Origin of the sequence: Clostridium sp. OF09-36 (genome assembly GCF_003481985.1) — a bacterium.
GTDB lineage: Bacteria > Bacillota > Clostridia > Lachnospirales > Lachnospiraceae > Brotaphodocola.
Genome location: NZ_QUMD01000015.1, coordinates 53,024 through 71,876, shown reverse-complemented (window position 1 = coordinate 71,876; position 18,853 = coordinate 53,024). Strand labels below are relative to the sequence as shown.

General features: G+C 49.2%; 15 protein-coding genes and 1 pseudogene. 13 read left to right on the top strand and 3 right to left on the bottom strand.

Annotated elements, in window-relative coordinates:
- The first annotated feature begins 35 nt into the window (after window positions 1-35).
- From DXA97_RS12540 to DXA97_RS12515, 6 genes are all read left to right on the top strand, one after another.
- Window positions 36-371: a hypothetical protein gene (locus DXA97_RS12540; protein ID WP_118720437.1), complete on the top strand. Its 336-nt coding sequence runs from the start codon at window positions 36-38 to the stop codon at window positions 369-371.
- A gap of 90 nt (window positions 372-461) precedes the next feature.
- Window positions 462-1,364 (top strand): DegV family protein, encoded by a 903-nt coding sequence (locus DXA97_RS12535; RefSeq protein ID WP_118720435.1) that lies wholly within the window; start codon window positions 462-464, stop codon window positions 1,362-1,364.
- Window positions 1,354-2,805 (top strand): ATP-binding protein, encoded by a 1,452-nt coding sequence (locus DXA97_RS12530; protein ID WP_118720433.1) that lies wholly within the window; start codon window positions 1,354-1,356, stop codon window positions 2,803-2,805. The genes DXA97_RS12535 and DXA97_RS12530 overlap by 11 nt, the downstream gene beginning before the upstream one ends.
- Before the next feature lie 12 nt (window positions 2,806-2,817).
- A complete protein-coding gene (locus DXA97_RS12525) occupies window positions 2,818-3,786 on the top strand; it encodes a GerMN domain-containing protein (RefSeq protein ID WP_243107649.1) in 969 nt (322 codons plus the stop codon).
- Between the two features lie 13 nt (window positions 3,787-3,799).
- A complete protein-coding gene (locus tag DXA97_RS12520) occupies window positions 3,800-4,093 on the top strand; it encodes a hypothetical protein (RefSeq protein ID WP_118720431.1) in 294 nt (97 codons plus the stop codon).
- 26 nt (window positions 4,094-4,119) lie between these two features.
- Window positions 4,120-6,480 (top strand): ComEC/Rec2 family competence protein, encoded by a 2,361-nt coding sequence (locus DXA97_RS12515; protein WP_147355569.1) that lies wholly within the window; start codon window positions 4,120-4,122, stop codon window positions 6,478-6,480.
- A 265-nt stretch (window positions 6,481-6,745) separates the two neighbouring features.
- Here the strand turns inward: DXA97_RS12515 and DXA97_RS12505 are convergent, their stop codons facing one another.
- Window positions 6,746-7,237: a response regulator gene (locus DXA97_RS12505; RefSeq protein WP_118720425.1), complete on the bottom strand. Its 492-nt coding sequence runs from the start codon at window positions 7,235-7,237 to the stop codon at window positions 6,746-6,748.
- A 409-nt stretch (window positions 7,238-7,646) separates the two neighbouring features.
- On the opposite strand from DXA97_RS12505, the gene DXA97_RS12495 reads away from it, so the two are divergent.
- Window positions 7,647-8,057 carry a ribonuclease Z gene (locus tag DXA97_RS12495; protein WP_118720423.1) on the top strand — a complete coding sequence of 137 codons (411 nt, stop codon included), beginning with the start codon at window positions 7,647-7,649 and terminating at the stop codon, window positions 8,055-8,057.
- 81 nt (window positions 8,058-8,138) lie between these two features.
- Here DXA97_RS12495 and sstT read toward each other — a convergent pair whose 3' ends face one another.
- Window positions 8,139-9,362 (bottom strand): serine/threonine transporter SstT, encoded by a 1,224-nt coding sequence (gene sstT / locus DXA97_RS12490; RefSeq protein WP_182436885.1) that lies wholly within the window; start codon window positions 9,360-9,362, stop codon window positions 8,139-8,141.
- A gap of 244 nt (window positions 9,363-9,606) precedes the next feature.
- Between sstT and DXA97_RS12485 the strand changes: the two genes are divergently transcribed.
- The 3 genes from DXA97_RS12485 to rsmH all read left to right on the top strand — a co-directional run bounded on the left by DXA97_RS12485 (window position 9,607) and on the right by rsmH (window position 13,290).
- Window positions 9,607-10,296 (top strand): TIGR00266 family protein, encoded by a 690-nt coding sequence (locus tag DXA97_RS12485; protein ID WP_118720419.1) that lies wholly within the window; start codon window positions 9,607-9,609, stop codon window positions 10,294-10,296.
- A gap of 682 nt (window positions 10,297-10,978) precedes the next feature.
- Window positions 10,979-12,205, top strand: a complete 1,227-nt coding sequence (gene tyrS, locus DXA97_RS12475; RefSeq protein ID WP_118720415.1) for a tyrosine--tRNA ligase — start codon at window positions 10,979-10,981, stop codon at window positions 12,203-12,205.
- Between the two features lie 2 nt (window positions 12,206-12,207).
- Window positions 12,208-13,290, top strand: coding sequence for a 16S rRNA (cytosine(1402)-N(4))-methyltransferase RsmH (rsmH, locus tag DXA97_RS12470; RefSeq protein WP_118720413.1), 1,083 nt, complete (start codon window positions 12,208-12,210; stop codon window positions 13,288-13,290).
- A gap of 548 nt (window positions 13,291-13,838) precedes the next feature.
- Here rsmH and DXA97_RS12465 read toward each other — a convergent pair.
- Window positions 13,839-14,969: a DUF362 domain-containing protein gene (locus DXA97_RS12465; protein ID WP_118720411.1), complete on the bottom strand. Its 1,131-nt coding sequence runs from the start codon at window positions 14,967-14,969 to the stop codon at window positions 13,839-13,841.
- A gap of 391 nt (window positions 14,970-15,360) precedes the next feature.
- On the opposite strand from DXA97_RS12465, the gene DXA97_RS12460 reads away from it, so the two are divergent.
- From DXA97_RS12460 to DXA97_RS12450, 3 genes and pseudogenes are all read left to right on the top strand, one after another.
- Window positions 15,361-16,467, top strand: a complete 1,107-nt coding sequence (locus DXA97_RS12460) for a BTAD domain-containing putative transcriptional regulator (protein WP_118720409.1) — start codon at window positions 15,361-15,363, stop codon at window positions 16,465-16,467.
- A 299-nt stretch (window positions 16,468-16,766) separates the two neighbouring features.
- Window positions 16,767-18,041 (top strand): DUF4143 domain-containing protein, encoded by a 1,275-nt coding sequence (locus tag DXA97_RS12455; RefSeq protein WP_118720407.1) that lies wholly within the window; start codon window positions 16,767-16,769, stop codon window positions 18,039-18,041.
- Window positions 18,042-18,070: 29 nt separating this feature from the next.
- Window positions 18,071-18,377 (top strand): annotated as a pseudogene (locus DXA97_RS12450) (DUF4143 domain-containing protein); the annotation flags it as partial.
- Between the last annotated feature and the right edge of the window lie 476 nt (window positions 18,378-18,853).

The following is an 18,853-nucleotide window of genomic DNA, read 5'->3' as shown; positions in this document are numbered from 1 at the left end:
AATAAAACCGTGGGACACACGGGGATAGCTCGCTTATGCTTTGCCCTATCGGGCAATCGAACGAGAAGCCCCCACTTCAGGCGCTAGCTAAGTGGTGGGAGTATGTCACTGCATATCCGCTAAAGAGGATGAGTCCTGCAAAGAGGGCATACAGGGTAGGAAGCCCGAAGATAAGACAGGTTATCAGAATAAGGGAAAAAAGTCCCAAGGTAACAGTTTCCATGAAAATACTCCTTTTCGTTTGTAATAGGGAAACCGCAGATGTTGCGAACGACACCGGCAATGAAATGACCGGGTTCCCGCTCACTATCCTAACACAGTTTCTTTTTCCTTCCAAGATGAAATACTGCTTCCATTTCCATAAAAAATGAGATAGAATGTAACGAGTACAAGAGAGAGAGGAAGAAACAAAACCGGTCCAGACCGGTTCACCATACCCCGGAAGGAGGAAGAAGCAGAGTATGAAAATTGCAATCGTAACGGACAGCAACAGCGGAATTACTCAGGAGCAGGCAAAAACCATGGGGATTTATGTGCTGCCGATGCCATTTATGATCAACGGTGAAACATTTGAGGAGGATATCAACCTGACCCAGGAAGAATTTTACAAACGTCAGGCGGAAGATGCGGACATCAGTACTTCCCAGCCTTCCCCGCAGGCGGTTACAGATCTGTGGGACAGCTTATTTGCACAGGGCTACGAGCAGATCGTCCACATCCCGATGTCCAGCGGATTGAGCGGATCCTGTCAGACTGCCCGTATGCTGGCACAGGATGAGCCCTATGAAGATAAGGTATTTGTCGTGAATAACCAGCGCATTTCCGTGACCCAGCGCCGTGCCGCAATGGATGCGAAGGAGCTGGCAGAGGCTGGCTTTAGCGGAAAGCAGATCTTCGAGATCTTAGAGCGCGTCAAAATGGAATCCAGCATTTACATTACGGTGGATACCTTAAAATATCTGAAAAAGGGTGGCCGCATCACACCGGCAGCAGCTGCACTTGGTACGCTGCTGCGTATTAAGCCGGTGCTCCAGATCCAGGGCGAAAAGCTGGATTCTTTCTCTAAGGTCCGCACCATGAAGCAGGCGCGTGCGACGATGCTTTCTGCGGCTGAGAAGGATCTTACTGAGCGCTACGCAGACCCAAAGGCAGAAAATACCTGGATCTTCGTGGCACATACCCAGAATACAGAGCTGGCAGAAGAGTTCGCAAAGGAGATCGAAGCACAGTATCCGGCAGCCGGTGAGGTGTATCCGGCACCGCTGTCCTTAAGCATTGCGTGCCATATCGGACCGGGCTCTCTGGCAATCGCCATGTCCAAGAAGATCGATATCGGGGCAGAACGGAAACGCTATGGCTTATAAAATGAAAAAACTGCAGATTCCCTGGCTGAAAAAGCGGGTAGTCAGCTTAAAGGTGCCGATCACCATCTGCCTGGTGCTGTTTGGCATCATCCCGATGTTTTTGTGCACGCAGACAATCTTGAGCTCCTTAAAGCAGACCCAGATCGATGAGCGTATGGTCGAGGTGCAGAACCAGTGCCAGATCCTAAGCAGCAAGATCGCCCGCACCGGGTATTTGAGCGGGGAGGATCGGAGCAGCTTAAACAGTGAGATCGAGACCATCGCAGATGTCTATAATGGGCGGATCGTGGTGGTCAACCGGGATTTTAAGATCGTACAGGATACCTTCCATATCGCGGAAAACCGCATGCACATTGCGGAAACCGTTATCCGGAGTTTTCAGGGCGAGACGGTGAGCCGCTACAATCGCGAAAAGCATTATTTTGCACAGGCGATGCCGATCTACAGCCTGGCATCGGACAAAAATATCGAAGGTGTTCTGGTGATGACAGCCTCCACTGAGTCCATGGTGCGCCTGACCGATGCAGTCGGTGACCGGCTGATCTTATTTCAGGTGATCCTGATCCTGGTGCTGATTCTGGCTGCAGTGCTTGCAGCTGCCATGATGGTCCGCCCGTTCAAAGAGTTCCAGGCGCGGCTGCACCATGTGGAGCAGGGCGCACTGGACACAGATATCAGCTCTGAGGCATACCGGGAGACGCGGGATATTTCCAGTTCCGTTGCACAGACCATCACAAAGCTGCAGGAGGTGGACCAGTCCCGCCAGGAGTTTGTATCGAATGTATCGCATGAGTTAAAGACGCCGATCACCTCCATCCGCGTACTGGCAGATTCCCTGATGGGCATGGGCGAGGTGCCGGTGGAGCTTTACCGGGAGTTCATGGAGGATATTTCCAATGAGATCGACCGGGAAAGCAAGATCATCGATGATCTTTTAAGTCTGGTCAAGATGGACAAATCCGAGGCAGAGCTAAATATCACCCAGGTGAACTTAAACACGCTGGTCGAGCAGATCTTAAAGCGGCTAAAGCCGATCGCAAACCGCCGGAAGGTGGAGCTGATCTTCGAGAGCATCCGCGAGGTCACCGCCGATGTCGACGAGATGAAGCTGTCGCTCGCCATCACAAACCTGGTGGAAAATGCCATCAAGTATAACATGGAAGAGGGCTGGGTGCGGGTCACCCTGGATGCAGACCATAAATTCTTTTATCTCAAGGTTCAGGATTCCGGCATTGGCATTCCGGAGGACGTTCAGGACCGCATTTTTGAGCGTTTCTACCGGGTAGATAAAGCGCGTTCGAGGGAGACGGGCGGCAGCGGCCTTGGCCTTGCCATCACCCGTAATGTGGTGCTGATGCATAAGGGCGCCATCAAGCTTTCCAGCAAAGAGGGCGAGGGCAGCACCTTTACGCTGCGCATTCCGTTAAACTATATTGCCTAGCAGGAGAAATTTATGGAACGATCACAGAATAAGCGTAAAATCCACAAGATGGATTTTTGTGTCAGAATAGGTTTGCTTCTGGTCCTTCTGGCTGCGTGTGTGCTTTTAGCCGGGTGCCGGAAGCAGGAGACACCCCTGCAGGAGGGCGAGACAGAATACCAGATTTATTATATGAACCAGGCGGTAACGAAGCTGATCCCGCATTCCTACCGCACAAAAACAACCGACACGGAAGGTCTGGTCGGGGAGCTGATGGAAAGCATGCTGCATGTGCCAGCCGACCTGGAGGCACAGGCGGTCTTATCGGATAAGGTGGCCTACCAGGGCTGCCGCCGGGATGACAACGTGCTGTATCTGTTTTTCGATAATAATTATACCAGCATGAACGCCTGCCAGGAAATTCTGTGCCGGGCAGCATTGGCCCGGACACTGACACAGGTTCCGGGGATCGAATACATCAGCATCTATTCGGGGGACCAGCCGCTGTTAGACAAAAACGGGATGCCGTCAGGACCAATCTCGGCAGCCGATTTTGTGGACAGCATCACCGATGTCAACGCCTACGAGCGCACAGAGCTGACTTTGTATTTTACCAATGCCGACGGAACCATGCTGTTTCCGGAAAAACGGAGTGTCATGCACAATGTGAATACCTCTGTGGAGCGGGTCATCATTGAGGAACTGATCAGCGGGCCGGAACAGCCCGGACTGATGCCAACCTTAAATTCCGACATCAAGATCTTAAATGTTTCCGTCAACGAAAATGTCTGCTATGTCAATTTTGATGCGGCATTTTTAAACAATTCCCTGGAGGTAAAGGATTATATTCCGATCTACTCCATCGTGAACTCGTTATCGGAGCTGTCCAATGTAAACCGGGTGCAGATCACGGTAAGCGGTTCCCAGGAGGTTACATTCCGGGAAAATATCTCATTGAATACGCTGTTCGAGAGGAATCTCGATTATATCGGAGGAAATTAATATCAGACATCCATTGCTGCTTTTGACAGGGGGATTCGTACTTGGAGAGGCCGTAATCCTGCATCAGGGCACAATGAAAGAGCTGGCACCGCTTTTTGCGGCGGCGCTGGTGCTGTGTGCGGTGGCTGCGTTAGTGGTCTGGCACAGATCAATATTCTGGGGCAGGAGCTTAGGAATCAGGCTTCTGCCCCTTTTTGTATTGCTAGGCATGGCGCGTGGGTACCAGGAAGCGCGGAGCGTGCTTGCAGAGCAGGGGCTGGTGCTGGAAGTAGAAAGTACCTACGGGGAAGGACGCATTGCTCCATAGAAGAAAAGGACGCATGGACGGTCCTTTTGCTAAAGCAGGTGCAGACGAAGGAAGGCGGGCTCCGGTATCTGCAGGTGTATGTGGAGCGGGAGAAAGCGGAGCAGAATACAGCTGGAGGAGCAGAGAATTCTGCAGGAAAAACAGACCAGAGGATCTGGAAAAAGAAGATGCAGGCAGAGCAGGCTGAGAGGTACCGGATCGGGGAATGCGTGCGGGTCTGGGGCGAATTTACAGCGTTTGAGCCCGCCTCCAACCCGGGTGGATTCGATTATGCCGCATATTACCGCGGACAGAAGCTGGTCTGGAGAGTGTTTGCAAGGAGTGTGCGGAGAGCAGAAGAAAACGTGCAGGTATGGCACAGTCTCTTTGCGGCTCCTGCAAATGGACTTCTGCGTTTCCGGGGCTGGGCATCGGACCGGCTGAAGCTGTTAGCAGGGGAGGAGGACGGAGGTATCTTTTCCGCCATGTTGCTGGGTGACAAGAGCGGTATGACGGAAGAAATCCGTGATCTGTATCAGAAAAATGGTATTGCGCATCTGCTGGCGGTAAGTGGCCTGCACCTGTCACTGGTCAGTGTGGCAGCTTATGGGCTTTTGCGCAGGTCCGGAGCAGGATATGGAAAGGCAGCTGTGGCAGGAGGAATGATCCTGGTCATTTACAGCGTTCTGACCGGGGCATCGCCATCTGTCCTGCGTGCCCTGGTCATGACATTGTGCGGGTTTGCGGCTGCGTATCTGGGCAGGACCTACGATCTGTTATCGGCTATGGGACTGTCTGCGCTGCTGCTTTTGTGGCACAGTCCCTACCTGATCGATCAGGCAGGGGTACAGCTGTCTTTTGCAGCAATTGGTGGTATCGGGCTGGCGAAGGAGCTGGAGTGCGGCATGGAAATTGCGGGGGGAGAAACTTGGATAGAAGCCAGGAGAAAAGTCGGAAGAGAAGTTGTGGGAAATGTTGTTGGAGAATATGATGGACAAAATGTTGGAAAAGCAACAGAAGCAGTTGCTGGGGAAGCGGCTGGTTGGGCAGTAGGGCATGTCTGGGAGCAGACGCTGCGCCTGACCCTTTGCATGCAGCTTGTTACCTTGCCTGTGGTGCTGTGGCATTTTTTTGCCTATCCGTTATATGGGATCTTCCTAAATCTGCTGGTGGTACCGCTTGCGGGAATCATTGTGGGAAGTGGGGCCGGAGGGCTTCTTAGCAGCCTTTTTACGATACAGGGTGGCGCGTTTCTGACCGGAGGGGGACGCGCAGTTCTCTCTTGGTATGAGCTTTGCTGCAGATGGTTCATGAAACTGCCCGGAAGCAGCCTGCTCATGGGGCGGCCTGAGCTTTGGCAGATCGTGGTGTATTATCTGGTGCTGGGAGTATTTCTGGTATTGACCTTGAAAATCCGGGAAATTTCCGGAAGCTTCCGGGAGTATTTTCTTGTGTTTGCGCTGCTTTTGGGTCTGGCATTTTTGCATACACCCGCAGTCCGGGGACTTGAAGTAACAGTTTTAGATACCGGTCAGGGAGATGGCATCTGTATCCGCACAAAGAAAGAGGTGATTTTGGTCGACGGAGGCAGCACCGACCAGAAAAAGCTGGGAGAGTACAGCTTAGATCCATTTTTTAAAAGCAAGGGGATCCGGTCCATAGATCTGGCTATTGTCAGCCATGGAGACTGGGACCATATCAGTGGGTTAAGCTGGCTGATGGAACAGAATGCAGATTGTTTCGTGAATGTAAAGACTCTGGTATTGCCGGAAGCCGGAAAAGGGGAAGAGGTATATGAGCGGTTAAAAGGATTGTGTGAGAAACAGGGCGGTCATGTGGTCTGGGCTGCACGCGGGGATAACTGGAAGGAGACAGGAAAAGGAAAGCTGGCACTCACATGCCTGTATCCGGAAAGCCGGTATTCTTCCAGATCTGAACGCCAGCAGCAGATGCAAGTGGAAAAAACAGAACCAGAAATCCGTGCGGAAACAGACCGGAACGAGCACTCTCTGGTCTTCCGGCTGGATTATGATTCTTTTCATATGTTATTAACCGGAGATATGAGCGCAAAAGGAGAGGAAAAGCTGCTCCGTCTGGAGCAGCAGGAAAAAGGGGCAGAGCATGTGGCTGCAAATGAACTAGAAACAGGAACTGGGGACATCTGGGTTTTGAAGACTGCACACCACGGTTCCGCTTATTCCAGCAGTGAGGAATTTCTTTCGTGGCTGAAGCCAGGCTGCGCGGTGATCTCCTGTGGGAAAAAGAACCGGTACGGACATCCGCACCCGGATACGATAAAACGTCTTACAGACTGCGGCAGCAGCATTCTGCTCACAACAAAAAGCGGTGCCATCATCTGGAAAACAGACGGGCACCGGATCAGGCTGGAAACGATGAAAGGGAAATGACGTATTCAGTATGCCTCATCATTCCGCAAATTGTGAAATACATAGGAAAAATAAGCATCCTGAGTCTCTTTTCTGCTCCTGCGGCTGCAGAAAACGCTCTCCCCGTTTTTTAAAAGAATTTTGCTGTCCTCGGAAATAGACTGGACCTGGGCAAAATTTATCAGAAGTGTTTTGCTGTTCAGATAAAAGCTGCCGGATTTTGGCAGCAAAGTCAAAAAATCCGAAAACGGCATTCGGGTACGGATGATTTCCTGCATGGTGTGGATCAGCAGGCAGTGACCGGATTTTCCACATACAGGATATCATCAAGCGAGAGAGGACGGTTTATGGGGGCTGCTCCCTGCCCGGAGCTGACCGGAATGGTGAGACAGGATGGCACCGCCAGATATTCCCGGATTTCCTGAAGACACCAGGCAAGCTTTTCCGGCTTCACTGGCTTTAAGAGATAATCCAGTGGATGCACCTCGTAGCCCTCCAGCGCAAAATCCAGCTCGGAGGTCGTAAAAATGATAGGGATCCGCTTGGACAGACGGCGCAGGCGCCGGGCAGTCTCGATGCCGTTGAGCCCGTTTTTATCTAACATGATATCCAGAAAAATAGCCTGAAATGCGCCGGGGGTAAATTCCTGCAAAAATGCCTCTCCACTCGGATAACAGGAAAAATCTGCAGGGATTCCCGCTTTTTTATGTTCCTCCCGGATCAGCCCGGAAAGATACTCCTGGTCTTCGGTCCGGTCTTCTACGATCGCGTAATGCATAAAATCACCTCATCAAAAAGTATGTATGCTAATGTTTTGCATTTGCATACAACCAGTGTAACATGGAATAAATGCGGTGTAAAATGAAAAATGTATTGATGGATACACACATATAAACGATAATGGATATGGTTCACATGTGGTGCAAACAGCAAGTAGTAATAAGCGAAGGCAACCTGAAAAGCTTTTGTGAGATTGCAACAGATTACAAAGAGATTAGAACAAAAATGATGTTTTAGATAGATGAAGTGGAAAATCATTTTCATAAAACTCTGGTTGAAAATATGATTAGCTTATTTAAAGACAAGACAGTGAAATGCCTTTGATACTTCCGTCAACTATGAAGATCTTATGGCATTGAAGAAGGAGCTGATGCGATGAAATATAATCAAGGGGGGAAAAGTACAATATGATCATTATGGTATGTGTAGACGATCACAATGGAATGATGTTCAACAAGCGCCGCCAGAGTCAGGACCGGACGCTGCGTCAGCATATGCTGGAGCTGACAAATGGGAAGAAGCTGTGGATGAATGCATACAGCATGGGGCAGTTTCCAGATGAAGCAGCCAGCCGCATTCAGGTAACCGAAGATGGCTTTCAAAACATTCCATCCGGGGAATATTGCCTGATTGAAGACCAGGACCCAGCTGAGTACGCAGAAAATGTGGAAGGGGTGATTCTGTTTCGCTGGAACCGCAGTTATCCGGCAGATTTATACTGTACTCTGGATCTGTCGGTGTGGAAATTGGCGCAGACAGAAGAATTTGAAGGGTATTCGCATGAGAAAATCACGCAAGAGCGTTATGTGAGGGAATAACAATTTGATTCACTTTAATAGGGCCGTGTGAGTTGCCTTTCGGCAACTCACAGGCCCTTGTCATATACTTAAATTGTTATTTTAAAATTTAATCTCTTTTCCTTCCAGTCTCCACTGTCTGAACTCTGCAGAAGCGGACAGAAGCAGGTCGGAGGAGGAGTTCAGTGCGGTCTCAACAGAATCCTGGATAACTCCGATGATGAAACCGACGCCGACTACCTGCATGGCGATGTCGTTCGGGATACCGAATAAGGAGCAGGCCATCGGGATCAGCAGCAGGGAGCCGCCGGCAACACCGGATGCGCCGCAGGCAGACAGGGCAGCCAGAACGCTTAAGATGATGGCACTCGGAATATCGACTGCGATGCCGAGGGTGTGTGCGGTAGCCAGAGCCATAACGGTGATGGTGATCGCTGCGCCGTCCATGTTGATGGTCGCGCCAAGCGGGATCGTTACGGAGTAGGTATCCTTATCCAGTCCCATTTCCTCGCAGGTTTCCATGTTGATCGGAATGTTCGCTGCGGAGCTTCGGGTGAAGAATGCGGTGATCGCGCTTCTCTTTAAGCATTTGAAGATCAGCGGGTACGGATTCTTGCGGATGCACCAGAATACCAGAATCGGGTTAGTAACAAAGTAAATGAACAGCATGGAGCCAACCAGCACTGCCAGAAGCTTTCCGTACTCCGTGAAGATGGAAAGACCATTCTCAGAAACGGTGCTGAACACAAGACCCATGATACCAAACGGTGCAAAGCTGATGATCCAGGTAACCACCTTTGCAAGGCCATCGGAAATTTCATCGAACATGGTTTTGGTTGTTTCACTTGCGCCGCGCAGGCCAATACCGAACAGCACTGCCCATACCAGAACACCAATATAGTTTGCGTTTACGATCGACTGAACCGGGTTGCTTACCATATTTAAAAGCAGGGAGCTTAATACCTCCGTGATGCCCTCCGGAGCAGCCAGGTCAGATGCGCCCTCCGCCAGAGTCAGGGTGATCGGAAACATCATGCTGGCGATAACGGCAATGACAGCAGCAAGGAAGGTACTGAACATATAAAGAATGATAACGGTACGGATGACACCGCCGTGGCTCTTACCGGAATGGCACAGGGAGCTGATGACCAGGAAGAACACCAGGAGCGGGGCAACCGCCTTTAATGCACCTACAAAAACATTACCAAGGATGGCGATGCCGGAAGCCTGCGGAACTGCAAGGCCTAAGATGGCACCGATGATGAGGCCGGCAACGATCCGTTTTACAAGACTGATGCCGCACCAGGTTTCAAATAGCTTTTTCATAAACATGCCTCTTTCTTTCGTTAATGGATCAACTGTGATTGATCTGTGGGCGATGCCCAGTGTTTTATTATACACAATGTGTAATAGAAATACAAATGTTTTTTCTGCACGGACATTTCCGGAAGATTGTTTGCGGATGGCTTTTGAAATGTTTCTGAATTGAAAGAAAATTGTAAATTCTCCCCATCTGTTTTGTGGTATTCTTTTTATAGAAAACAACAGCAAAGAAAATGGAGGGAACGCGATGAAGTATCAGATTCTTGGAACAACCATGCCTGCAGTGGAGATTTTATTTGAACAGAGCGGAGAGAGCATGTATACCCAGACCGGCGGCATGGCATGGATGACAGAGGGTATCAGCATGACCACCAATGCACGCGGCGGTCTTATGAAAGGAATTGGCCGTATGTTTGCAGGGGAATCCCTCTTTATGGCAACTTACAAGGCAGAACAGCCTGGTACCCAGATCGCGTTTGCTTCGACGGTTGCAGGAAGCATTCTCCCAGTCAATGTGGGGGAAACCGGCGGACTCATCTGCCAGAAGGGTGCATTCCTCTGCGCCCAGGAAAGTGTTGATTTAAATGTTACTTTTACCAAAAAAGCGTCCGCAGGTCTGTTTGGCGGAGAAGGCTTCATTCTGGAGGAATTAAGCGGAAGCGGCATGGCATTTCTGGAGATTGACGGGGATAAAGTCATCAAAAATCTGCAGGCGGGCGAGGTACTGAAGGTCGATACTGGCAATGTCGTTGCGTTCGAAAAGAGCGTTCAGTACGAGATTGAGACGGTCAAAGGTTTCGGAAATATCATGTTTGGCGGAGAAGGTCTGTTTTTAACCAGACTGACTGGTCCTGGCAAAGTGGTATTACAGACTCAGAACGTCGCAGAGTTCGCAGGAAGAATCGCAAGATACATCCCGGCTGCTACCACAAAATAGAGATTGCCTGTCTGCGTTTCCATCAAAGGGGAACCGCCGCATGCGTTGATACGCAGAAATCGTTTGCCGGGACTTGACATTTTGAGGCTTCCACTTTATAATGCGATATATTGGCAAGATACTGTTTCCACGATGCGAAAATAGTATCATTGACATCCAAAAGTCGTAAATACAGGTTAAGGCATTGAAGAGAACAAGTAACAGTCCGAGGTACCGCACAGAAAGCAGCCGGCAGATGAGAGGAGCGCGGAAAACGAACTGCGAATACATCCCGGAGCCGTGCACCGAACAAAATCAGAACCACAGCGTTACAGATATGTCGCAGAAGTTATGGCATGGAAACGCCAGGATTTCGAAAACCGCATTGGAATCGCGAAAGGGGGTTCTGCATGGATCAGTAGCTGCGCCGGATTACAGCATCCGTTATCATGCTGGAACAAAGCAGGCGGAAACAAAATGCATCAATCAGCATCGATCTGCAGCTTTGTTCGCTGAGGCAGGCAGTGTGAGCTGTCTGTGAAGTAAGGTGGTAACACGAGACGTCCCTCGTCCTTTCTGGCATTTGCCAGGAGGACGGGGTTTTTTATTTCTATTCCCATGAATCAATCCAGAAAAAGCTGCCAGTGGCAGCCCGCAGGTTTCATGGGAAGCAATTTCTAAGATATCATAAAGGAGAACTACAATGAACTGTTATGAAGAGCTGGTAGCCCGCGGCCTCATCGCCCAGGTTACGAACGAAGAAGAAATCAAAAAAATGGTAAACGAAGGAAAGGCAACCTTCTATATCGGTTTTGACCCGACCGCAGACAGCCTGCATGTAGGCCATTTCATGGCACTGTGCTTAATGAAACGTCTGCAGATGGCAGGAAACAAGCCGATCGCCCTCATCGGCGGCGGTACCGGTATGATCGGCGATCCGTCCGGACGTACCGACATGAGAAAGATGATGACCCCGGAGATGATCCAGCACAACTGTGACTGCTTCAAAGAGCAGATGAGCCGTTTCATCGACTTTAGCGACGGCAAGGCCCTCATGGTAAATAACGCAGAGTGGCTGTTAAAATTGAACTATGTAGAGCTGCTGCGTGAGGTTGGTGCATGCTTCTCCGTTAACAACATGTTGCGTGCAGAGTGCTACAAACAGCGTATGGAGAAGGGCTTAAGCTTCTTAGAGTTCAACTACATGATCATGCAGAGCTACGACTTCTATATGTTATACCAGAAATACGGCTGCAACATGCAGTTCGGCGGCGATGACCAGTGGAGCAACATGTTAGGCGGTACCGAACTGATCCGCCGTAAGCTGGGCAAGGACGCACACGCCATGACCATCACCCTGCTGTTAAACTCCGAGGGCAAGAAGATGGGCAAGACCCAGTCCGGCGCTGTATGGTTAGACCCGAACAAGACCACCCCGTTCGAGTTCTACCAGTACTGGAGAAATGTGGCAGATGCCGATGTATTAAAGTGCCTGCGCATGCTGACATTCCTGCCGCTTGAGCAGATCGACGAGATGGACAAGTGGGAAGGCAGCCAGTTAAATACCGCAAAAGAAATCCTGGCATATGAGCTGACCAAGCTGGTTCACGGCGAGGAAGAGGCTGAGAAAGCACAGACTGCAGCACGCGCACTGTTTAGCGGCCAGGGAAGCCTGGAGAACATGCCAAGCTTTACCTTAACCGATGCAGACTTCAACGAGGGAAGCATTGATATTCTGGCAGTTCTGCAGAAATCCGGTCTGGCTCCGACCCGTTCCGAGGCAAGAAGAAACGTAGAGCAGGGCGGTGTATCCGTAAATGGTGAGCCGGTGAAGGAGATCAAGACAGCCTACACCAAGGCAGACTTTGCAGGTGACGGTATGGTTGTAAAACGTGGTAAGAAGAAATTCATGAAGGTAACAGCTGAGTAATTATGGAAGAAAATAATCAGAATAGGAATGCGGGGCAGGATTCGCAGACCCCGCACAAGCGCCGTGTCCGCTATAAGGGCACCCATCCGAGAAGATTTGAGGAAAAATACAAAGAGCTGAACCCGGAAAAATACGCAGATACCATCGAGCACGTTATTCAGAAGGGCGGAACACCGGCGGGAATGCACATCTCCATTATGGTGAAAGAGATTTTGGATTTCCTGCAGATCAAGCCGGGCCAGAAGGGCCTCGACGCAACGCTTGGCTACGGTGGTCATACCCGTGCCATGTTAGAGCAGCTTCATGGCGAAGGCCATATTTACGGCCTGGACGTAGACCCGATCGAGTCTGTGAAGACGAAAAAACGTTTGGAGGATCTTGGTTTTGGCGAGGATATTATGACGGTGCGCCAGATGAACTTTGCTGACATTGACCAGATTGCAAAAGAAGTTGGACCGTTCGATTTCATTCTCGCTGATCTTGGCGTTTCCTCGATGCAGATCGACAACCCGGAGCGTGGCTTTTCCTATAAATTCGACGGACCGCTGGATCTGCGCTTAAACCCGCAGGCTGGGATCTCTGCGGCAGAGCGGTTAAAAGAAGTTGACCGGGAAGAACTGGCTGGCATGCTGCTGGAAAACTCCGATGAGCCGTATGCGGAAGAAATCGCACGCTGCATCACCGGAGCTATCCGCAAAGGGGAAAAGGTGGACACGACCACGAAGGTGCGGGAGCTTATTGAACAGGCGCTTTCCTTTATCCCGGAAAAAGAACGGAAGGAAGCCGTGAAGAAAGCCTGCGCCAGAACCTTCCAGGCCCTGCGCATCGATGTAAACAGCGAGTTTGAGGTGCTTTACGCATTCCTCGACAAGCTGCCGCATGTGCTGGCACCAGGCGGTCGCGTGGCGATTCTGACCTTCCATTCCGGCGAGGACCGCATGGTAAAGAAATCGTTTAAGCAGTACCAGAAGGCTGGACTGTACTCCGAAATCGCAGACGACGTCACCCGCCCGTCCACAGAAGAATGCGTCCGCAACAGCCGCGCAAGATCCACGAAACTGCGCTGGGCCGTGCGGGCGAAGTAAAAATTTAAAGAATATTTATGAAAGGTCCGAAACAGGCCGGGGTGGTATCCCGCTGCGCAAAATAGAAGTGCCGTGTTCGGACGATGTGGCTGACAGCCGTTTGCGGATAGTCGGACTGACCGTCCGCCTTCCGAAAACGTCAGTCGCCACATAGCCGGACACATTGCACTTTTATTTATGCTATGCGGGCTACCACCCCGGCCTGCTTCTGCTTTCCTGCTATTCTACGGTAATAAAAAACACAGCCAGAATGGTACTGGTAAAAAGCTGAAATTCTCGGCTTTTTATCAGTATCGTTCTGGCTGATTTTATTTCTCTCGTAGCGGGGCCAATACAGCAGAAGCCGGTTATCCCGGCATTCCGCGGAGCATAAATATGGGTATACGTGTCCGGCTATGCAGCGACTGGTGTTTGAGGTAGGCGGACATCTTGTCCGACTATCCGCAAACAGCTGTCAGCTGCATCGTCCGAACACAATACCCATATTTTGCGCAGCGGTATGCCGGGATTACCGGCTTCGGACCTTTATTGCTATTGCTTTTAAATTGTTACATCCGGATCAGTTCATAATTCCGGCTTCCCAGTCCGATCTTCTCTGCGTGATCGAGGCAGGATTTCCACTCGGATTCCGGGGTTGAGTTGGTGAAGTGGTCGTGGTGGTCGTGGAAGTTCGGATCTGCCAGATGCTTGGCCAGCTGGCTTCCCGGCATTGGCTGTGCGGCCATGCAGGCATCGACGCAGGCCTGATCCAGAGCCAGTGGATCAAAGGAAGCGAACATGCCGATATTTGGCAGGATCGGTACGTCATTCTCGCCGTGACAGTCACAGTTCGGGGAAACATCCACGATCAGGGAAATGTGGAAGTTCGGGCGTCCGTCCACAACAGCCTTGGTGTATTCTGCCATGCGGCAGTTTAACAGCGTGTTGGCATTGTTGTTATCGAAGATGATGGCATCAAAGTTGCAGGCACCCAGACAGCGTCCGCAGCCGACACAGTGATCCTGGCTGACATGCATTTTCCGGGATCCCTCATCGAATACCAGGCCGCCGTTTGCGCATTCTTTCTGACAGCGTCTGCAGCCTCGGCACATGCTTTCCTCAATGTGGGGCTTGCCGCTGCAGTGTTGCTCAGTTTTTCCGGCGCGGGAGCCGCAGCCCATACCGATGTTTTTGATGGTACCGCCAAAGCCGGTCATCTCATGGCCCTTAAAATGAGTCAGGCTGATGAAAACATCGGCATCCATAATAGCGCGGCCAATCTTTGCGGCCTTGACATACTCGCCGCCCTTTACCGGTACTTCAATATCATCGGTTCCCTTTAAGCCATCACCGATGATAACCGGGCAGCCAACAGAAAGAGGAGTAAAGCCATTCTCCCAAGCGCACTCCAGATGCTCCAGAGCATTCTTTCTGCTGCCCGGATACATGGTGTTACAGTCAGTAAGGAACGGCTTTCCACCCAGTTCCTTTACCACATCGGCAACCGCTTTTGCATAGTTGGGGCGAAGATAGCTGATATTGCCCAGCTCGCCAAAATGCATCTTGATGGCAACAAATTTGCCGTCCATATCCAGATCAGCAATGCCAGCCTTTTTGATGAGTTTTTTCAATTTGGTTGGCAGACTGTCACCAAACGCAATTGTGTGAAAATCTGTAAAATAAACCTTGGATTTTTCCATACAATCTGACTCCTTCTATGTATAAGATGAATCCCGTGGATTTCTGAGAGATATTTTATAATAACTGAGAAAAAAATTCAATGAGCTTTTCGGAATTATTGAGTATTATTCAGAAAAACTATCTGGTAAAAAATTCACATTTTGATTGATTTTTGTCATGGAAGCGTGTACTATAAAAAAGACAAAGATATATGTAAATGATGACAGGCAGTTTGAAAGAAAAAGTTACTGTTGACAGCGCATGAAAATAGTAACGGGAAAAGGACAGGTGGCTTGCGTGGAAGGACAGAAAGAAATGAAACCAGATAAGATTTATATTCAGATGCTTGGAAACTTTAGTATGGTGTATCAGGGAAAGTAGATTCAGCTTGGAAAATGGCTGAGCGCGAAGATGATCCATCTTCTCCTGCTTTTAATCTGCAGCAGAGAAGATGGCGTCAGCCGTGAGGAACTGATCCGTCGGCTGTATGATGCCGGTGAAACGGACAGTCAGGCAAGCAATTCCCTACGTGCCATGATTTTCCGGCTGCGCCGCAGCATTCAGGAATCGGGACTTCCGGAGGGAGAATACATCTCTACCAGAGGGGGCCGTTACACCTGGACCAATCAGCCGCTGGAAACGGAACTGGATGTAGAAACCTTTCAGAAACTCGTGAAAGCAGCGTTTGAAGAGGTTGATCCAAAGCTTCGCGCGGATCTTTTAAAAACCGCCTGCCGATCTTATCATGGAGATTTCATGCCGGATATGGTGTCAGACGAATGGGTTGGAAAGACGAGCTGGCGCTACCGGGAGCTGTATATGCGCAGTCTTCGGGAACTGAACCGTCAGCTGAAAAAGCAGAAGCGGTATGAGGAGCTGCTGGAAGAATGCGAGCGGGTACTGGCCAATTATCCGCTGGAAGAATGGCAGAGAATGAAAATGGAATGCCTCATTTCCATGAAACGATACCGGGAGGCGGCAGCGTATTATGAGGCACTGGAGCAGGAGGCCAGACAGACCTGCAGTCCGTTCATGACTGGAGAACTGAAAGAAAAATATCTCAAAGCAAAGCATATGATCCAGTACGAATCTGCCAATCTGGACCAGATTCAGGCTGACCTGGCTTGCGAACCGGAACAAGAGGGCGCGGCATTCTGTGAGTATCTGGAGTTTACGGATATTTACCGGTATCTGCAGCGAGTATTTGCCCGGGAGGGCATTACTTCCCAGCTGCTGCTCCTGACACTGACCGATGAGAGCGGAACAGACCCGGAGTCATCTCCGGAACTGGAAAGAGCACGTTCCGCCGCAGAATATGCCATTCGAAAAACATTCACCCGTTCGGATCTCTACACCCGCTATGGCAACAATCAGTATCTGGTACTGCTAAGCAGCCCGGAACTGCGAGATGGAAAGAAAGCACAAAACGGCATTCAGAAATATTATGAAGAAGCCAGCCGCAACGCACGGATTATGCTGAAATGCGAACAAAATGCGGTGAAGCTGGAAGACAAGTAGACCAGCGGAAAAACAGATCAGAATAAACCAGGAGCGACAGATCCTTTGTGGGGGATGTTGCTCCTGGTTTTGTTTTGGAGAAATAATGATAAGACAGATGATCAGTGCCAAGTTTCTAATCAAAATGCACCAATATTCCGATTAAAAACAAGCCAACATTCCGATTAAAAACAAGCTAACATTCCGGTCCTAAATTATCCAACATACCGAGTGATTTTATGCCAACATACCGAAAAATATTGAAATGCACATAATTTTGGGATATACTATGGATATTATGAGTGGAAGCGAGGCATTAAATGAAAAAGTATAGAAAACGAATTGCGGATGATATACTGGCACGCAAGCTGGAGGGCAAGGGAGCAGTTTTAATTGAAGGACCAAAATGGTGTGGAAAAACTACCACTGCAGAACAAATTGCTGCAAGCATCTTATATATGGATGAACCAGAGAAGAAAGAACAAAACATTGTCATGTCTGAGTTGAATCCCAAGCGGTTACTGAAAGGTGCAGCGCCACGGCTGATTGATGAATGGCAGATTGCACCAAAGCTGTGGGATGCCATTCGTTTTGAAGTTGATCATCGCGGTGAACTTGGGCAGTTTGTGCTTACCGGTTCTGCGGTTCCGGTCGACACTAAGGAAATTACTCACTCTGGTACCGGTCGTTTTACCTGGCTGACGATGCGGCCTATGAGCTTATACGAGTCAGGCGACTCTACTGGTGAAGTCAGTTTAAAAGACTTGTTTGATGGTGCACTGGAAATTGATGGCGCTTCTGAACTCGACATTGATCGCTTGGCATTTCTGGTATGTCGTGGTGGCTGGCCACAGGCAGTGGACATGAGGGATGAGATTGCTTTGGATCAGGCAATGGATTACTATGATGCTGTTGTGCGTTCTGATATTAACCGGGCAGATGGTGTGCAGAAAAACACAGAAAAAGTTCGGCGGCTTATGCGTTCCTATGCCAGAAATCAGGGGAGCCAGGTGGCGAATACCGTGCTTGCACAGGATGTGTCTGCAAATGATGAAAGCTCAATGAGCGATGAAACAGTAGCATCTTATATTAATGCTCTCCGTAAAATATTTGTAGTGGAAGATATGCCGGCGTGGAACCCGAATCTGCGTTCTAAGACCGCTATCCGCTCTTCGGATACCAGGTATTATATTGATCCGTCTATTGCTGCTGCGGCATTGGGAATTGGACCGAAAGACCTTATGAATGATCTCAAAACATTTGGTTTTCTCTTCGAAACACTTTGTATTCGTGATTTACGCGTTTTTGCAGATGCTTTGAATGGAGAGGTTTACCATTATCGGGATAAGGATGGTCAGGAATGCGATGCGGTTATTCATTTGAAAAATGGCAAATATGGATTAATTGAAATAAAATTGGGCGGCGACAAACTTATTGAAGAGGGAGCAGCAAGTTTAAAAAACATGGAAGCAAAAATTGACACGGATAAGATGAACGTACCATCATTTCTTATGGTTTTAATTGGTATCGGTGACTATGCTTACCGCCGTCAGGACGGAGTGTATGTTGTACCAATTGGGTGTTTGAAAAATTAAGTGTAAATATCCCTGCAGGAAGGGAAAACAGAATGAAGCTGGCACCGACTGCCTTTGGTGAGGGCAACCGCCTGTTCACTGAATTCAAGGGAGCATTGACGGAGAACTTTGTTCTTCAGACTTTGGTGACTCAGTTTGAAGTGGTTCCCCGGTACTGGACACAGACAAATCCTCCTTACGAAGTGGATTTTCTGATTCAGCGAGAAAATGATATTTTTCCTGTAGAGGTCAAATCTGAAGCTGGATGATGATATGCTGAACATTCCGCTGTTTATGGCAGATCAGACAGACCGGTTGATTGGTTTGGCATTAAGGCAGAAAAAAGAAAGAGGGTAACTTCATTGATGGTGCCAGAAATGGAAATGTTGGAAAACTAACACTGCCAATACCCCAGATGGAATGGGACAATGGCATTTATATAAGGAAGAAACACATGTCTTCAAAGCAGGCAGTTGCCGGTTTTCATACAGAAACCGGACAACTGCCTGCTTTTCTCTGCGAAAAAATACAAATACCTGTCCTTTTTTAACCAAAAAAGTTCACAAACTTTTCGTATAAAAAACACAAACATATTAAGAAAAAATTATGAAAACATGAAAATATAATAAAATGGAAAAAACAGATAAAAAAGTGATAAGGGGAAACGCCACTTATGACGAATATAGGCGAAAAACTTAAAAAATGTATCAAAGATATTGCTGCCGGAAATAAATAATAAAAAATATTACCAGTGTACTCTGTTGACACTTTTTATGCATGGGTTTAATATAAAAGATACTAGAATAATAGGCTAACTATGCACAAAAGGGACA